The following is a 5,065-nucleotide window of genomic DNA, read 5'->3' as shown; positions in this document are numbered from 1 at the left end:
GGCGCGCGGGTCGCCCTTGGCGGCGACGGCCAGGTCACCCTCGGCAACATCGTGATCAAGCATGGCGCGCGCAAGGTGCGCAGGCTGCATCACGACCGGGTCCTCGCCGGTTTCGCCGGCGGCACGGCCGATGCCTTCACCCTTTTCGAGCGCTTCGAGTCCAAGCTCGACAAGCACGGCGGCCATCTGCTGCGTGCCGCGGTCGAACTGGCCCGCGACTGGCGTACCGACCGCGGCCTGCGCCGGCTCGAGGCGATGCTCGCGGTGGCCGACGCCCAGCACTCGCTGGTGGTCACCGGCAATGGCGACGTGCTCGAGCCCGAGGACGGGCTGGTGGCGATCGGCTCCGGCGGGGCCTACGCCCAGGCCGCGGCGCGGGCGCTGCTCGACAACACCGAGCTCGACCCGGAGGCGATCGTGCGCAAGGCGCTGTCCATTGCCGGCGACCTGTGCATCTACACCAACCAGCAGCACACCATCGAGACCCTCGGCTAGGAGGGCGCGACCATGACGCAGATGACCCCCGAGGAGATCGTTTCCGAGCTCGATCGCCATATCGTCGGCCAGCCCAGGGCCAAGCGCGCCGTGGCCGTGGCCCTGCGCAACCGCTGGCGCCGTCAGCAGGTTCCCGAGCCGCTGCGCCACGAGATCACCCCCAAGAACATCCTGATGATCGGGCCCACCGGCGTGGGCAAGACCGAGATCGCGCGCCGGCTGGCGCGGCTCGCCGGCGCGCCCTTCATCAAGGTGGAGGCGACCAAGTTCACCGAGGTGGGCTATGTCGGACGCGATGTCGACACCATCATCCGCGACCTGATGGACGCGGCCATCAAGATGGTGCGCGAGCAGGCCAAGCGCCGTCTTGGCCAGCGCGCGCTCGACGCCGCCGAAGACCGGGTGCTCGATGTGCTGCTGCCCGGGCCGCGCCCCTCGGCACCGGGCTTCGGCTTCGGCGCCGACGAGACGCCGGCCCGCGAGACCCCCGATTCCGCCACCCGCCAGAAGCTGCGCAAGCGGCTGCGTGAAGGCGAGCTCGATGATCGCGAGATCGAGATCGAACTGGCCGGCGGTTCGCCCGCCGCGCCCGAGGGCATGCTCACGCCGCCGGGCATGGAGGACTTCGCCCGTCAGATCCAGGGCATGATCGGCCAGCTCGGCGCCGGCCGGCGCAAGACCCGCCGGGTGCGGGTTGCCGAGGCCATGAAGCTGCTGGCCGACGAGGAGGCCGCGCGTCTGGTCGACGAGGATGAAATCCGCGCTCAGGCCCTGGCCGCGGTCGAGAACGACGGCATCGTGTTCATCGACGAGATCGACAAGATCGCCACCCGCGCCGAGCTGCAGGGCCCGGATGTCTCGCGCCAGGGCGTGCAGCGCGATCTGCTGCCGCTGATCGAGGGCACCTCGGTCACCACCCGCCACGGCATCGTGCGCACCGACCACATCCTGTTCATCGCCTCGGGCGCCTTTCACCTGGCCAAGCCCTCCGACCTCATTCCCGAGCTCCAGGGCCGGCTGCCGATCCGGGTCGAGCTCGACTCGCTGTCGGTGGAAGACTTCGAACGCATCCTCACCGGTACCGACAACTGCCTCACCCGCCAGTACCAGGCGCTGCTCGCCGCCGAGCAGGTGCGGCTCGACTTCGCGGTCTCGGGTGTGCGCCGACTGGCCGAGATCGCGGCGCAGGTCAACGAGACCACCGAGAACATCGGCGCACGGCGGCTGCACACCGTCATGGAGCGCCTGCTCGAGGAGGTTTCCTTCGGCGCCAGCCGGCTCGGCGGCCAGACCCTGGTGATCGATGCCGCCTATGTCGAGCAGCGCCTCGCCGGCGTGGCGCAGCGCGAGGACCTTGCCCGCTATGTACTCTGAGCGGGCACCCGGTGGCTGCGGCCGCGGAGCGCGGCCGTGAATTCCTCGCGTCAGCGCAAACGCGAACTGGTCGCGGGCAGCTTCAAGCCACGCAATCCGCTGGTCGTGGCGGCCCGCGCACGCAAGGCGGGGGCGCATGGGCCCGATCGTCGCGCCGATCGCCGTGCCTCGCGCCTCGCCCTGCGCAAGGGCGAGGCGGATTGAGACGCCTCGGCGGCTCGTGGTTCAATCGGGCGGTTGATCGGGTGAAAGGCCGGCAGTGACGGAGCAGGCGCGGGGCGCGCAGTCGGGTTTGAGCACGGGCCGGGTCTGGATCGGCCGCGGGCTGATCGCCCTGCTGGCGCTTGCGCTGCTGCTTGCTGCGGTGGCCGCCGCGGTCCACGTCGGCGGTCCGGCGCTCGCCCGGCGGCATCTGCCGGTGCTCCTTGGCGAGGCGCTCGGCCGCACGGTCAGCCTCGGCGATGTCGAGATCGACATCCCGGGTCTGCGCGCCGCCGTCACCGACCTGCGCGTGGCCGAAGCCGGCGGCGCCGACGCGCCGGCCTTCACGCTGGCCCGCGCCGAGGTCGAGCTCGCCTGGGCCTCGCTCGGCCGGCGCGCGCCGGTGGTCAAGGCGCTGCGCCTGGAGCAGCCGCGTCTGCGGGTGGTGCGGCAAGCTGATGGCTCGCTCAACTGGGACGATGTGCTGCGTCGCCTGAACAGCCGGCCCGCCCGGCCCGACGAGCCGCCGCCACGCTTCCTGCTGTCCGGCCTCGCGCTGCGCGATGGCGAGGTGCTGTTCAGCGACCGCCAGCTCGGCGGCGAACACCGGATCGAGGCCCTGCGCCTTGACCTGCCCAGGCTCTCCGGCTTTGCCGAGGACCGCGACCAGCCGGTCTCGCCGAGCGCATCGTGGCGCCTGGATGGCGCCGAGATGGCGCTCTCCGCGAGCACCCGGCCCTTCGATCCGCAACTGCCCACGCGTGCCGAGCTCAGCCTGGCGCCGCTCGAGCTCACGGCCTGGCTGCGGTACCTGCCGATGCGTCTGCCGGTGGAGGTGCGATCGGCCCGCCTGGCCGGCACGGCGAGCCTGAGCTTCTCGCGCCCGCCGCAAGGCGCGCCCGAGCTCGATGTGAGCGCAACGGCCGAACTCACCGGCATCGAGCTGCGTGAACCCGGCGGTTCGCCCCTGCTCTCGTTACCGGCGGCGCGGATCGGCGGTCTGTCGCTGCAGCCGTTCGCTGCCCGCTACCAGGTCGGCGAGGTCGTGCTCGATGCGCCCGCGCTCACGCTGCACCGACGGGCAGGCCAGACGCGTTTCCTGCAGACCGTGCTCGATGCGATGCCGGCGACGGCAGCGCGGGCCGGCACGGCGAAGGCCGCGGTGCCGGCCGCTGCTGCCCCGTCGGTCGCTGCCCCGTCGGTCGCTGCGCCGTCGGCCGCCGTCGCGCCGGTCTGGTCGGTCGGCTCGCTCGACATCCGCGCCGGCGCGATCGACTTCCGCGACCAGCGATTCCAGCCTCGCCCGCTTTCGCTGCGCGTGAAGGACCTGCAGGCGACGCTCGGCCGTATCGGCAACCAGGCCGGCGAGCCGGTACCGCTCGCCCTGCGCCTGGGGCTCGACTCCGGCGAGACGCTCCAGGCCAGGGCCAGCCTCGTGCCCCACCCGCTGCGCCTGGAGGGTCAGGTCGAGCTCGCCGGCATGTCGCTCAGGCGCTGGTGGTGGCTCGCCGAGCCCCACCTGCGGCTCGATGCGGTCGACGGCCGCCTCGGTGCGCGCACTGCCGTCTCGCTGCGCGAGGAGGGTGGCGAGGCCCGGCTGCGCCTGAGCGGCCTGTCGGCCGAGCTGCGCTCGCTGGCGATGCGCGAACGCGGCGGCGCCCTGGATCTGGTGCGTCTGCCCGCGGTCACGCTCTCCGGCCTCGACCTTGACCTGACGGCCCGCTCGGTCGCCGTGCGCCGCTTCGGCATCGACGGTGGCGAGCTCCTCATGCAGCGGCTGACCGACGGCCGCATCGATCTGGTCGAGGCGTTGCGCCCGCCAGGTGGGGACGCAGCTCCCGCATCGGCGCCCGCCGGGAAGCCCTGGCGCTGGCGGCTCGGCCAGCTGGCGGTATCGGATCTGGGCGCCACGCTGCGCCATGCCGGGCTCTCCGGCAAGGAGCAGCAGGCCGGTGGCGACCTGGTCGTCAGCCAGCTCGGCCTGCAGCTCGATGGCGCGAGCAGTGTTCCCGGCAGCGCCGCTCGGCTGGCACTGAAGGCCGGTGTCGGTCGCAACGGCAGCCTGCAGACGCAGGGCAGCCTGAGCCTGTCGCCGCTCGCCGCACAGCTGCGGGTCGATGCCTGGGCACTCAGCCTGCTGCCTGCCCAGCCGCTGCTGGCACCCTTCGTGACCTTCGCGCTGAACTCCGGTCGGGTCACCGCCAGCGGTGATCTCGCGCTGGCCGTCCGCGGCGACGGCAGCCCCACGGTGCGCTGGACCGGTGATGGCTCGTTCACCGATGTCGAGGCCTTCGACCGCGCCAGCGGCGAGGAGCTCTTCCGCTGGAAGTCGCTGGCGCTGGCCGGCACCGAGGTGGTCTCCGAACCCTTGAAGGTGGAGATCGGTCAGGTCGCGCTGGCCGACTTCTTTGTCCGGCTGATTCTGCGCCCCGACGGCCGGCTCAACCTGCGTGAACTGGTGGCAAGGCACGACGGCCCGGTCAGCGCGGGCAGCGCCACCACCAACACCGCCACCAACACCGCCTCCGCCACCAACACCGCTTCCACCACCAACACCGCTTCCACCACCAACACCGCTTCCGGCGCAGCCACCCGCGCCGGGCTGCGCGCCGATCCGCCGCCGGTGGCCGCCGAGGCGGCTCCTGACCCTTCGATGGCCAACCCGGTTCGCAGCGTGGATGCCGCTGCGCGCGCCGCGCTGCCGGTGCGCATCGGCCGGGTGTCCTTCACCAACGGCAATGTCGACTTCAGCGACTTCTTCATCAAGCCCAACTACTCGGCGAACATCACCGGTCTGGACGGCGGCATCTCGGCGCTGGCGCCCGACACGCCCGGCGATCTCGAACTGCGCGGCCGGGTGGACAACGCCGGCCGGGTCGAGATCACCGGGCGGGTGAATCCCTTCGCGCGGGTGCTGCAGCTCGACATCGACGCCCGCGCCACCGACATCGACCTGCCGCGGACCACGCCCTACGCCGTCAAGTATCTCGGCTAC

General features: G+C 72.3%; 4 protein-coding genes. All 4 read left to right on the top strand.

The features are described from left to right. Positions 1-495 (top strand): ATP-dependent protease subunit HslV (gene hslV / locus AC2H6A_RS17780; RefSeq protein WP_484275057.1); only part of this gene is annotated, 495 nt, incomplete at its 5' end. Between the two features lie 21 nt (positions 496-516). After that, on the top strand, positions 517-1,869 hold the full coding sequence (gene hslU / locus AC2H6A_RS17775) for an ATP-dependent protease ATPase subunit HslU (protein WP_484275058.1): 1,353 nt from the start codon (positions 517-519) through the stop codon (positions 1,867-1,869). 36 nt (positions 1,870-1,905) lie between these two features. Continuing rightward, entirely contained in the window at positions 1,906-2,073 is a 168-nt protein-coding gene (locus tag AC2H6A_RS17770; RefSeq protein WP_484275056.1) for a hypothetical protein, read from the top strand. Between the two features lie 88 nt (positions 2,074-2,161). Then, positions 2,162-5,065 (top strand): DUF748 domain-containing protein (locus AC2H6A_RS17765; RefSeq protein WP_484275055.1); only part of this gene is annotated, 2,904 nt, incomplete at its 3' end.

Source organism: Quisquiliibacterium sp., from assembly GCF_982640115.1.
This window is presented reverse-complemented; position numbering and strand designations above follow the sequence as displayed.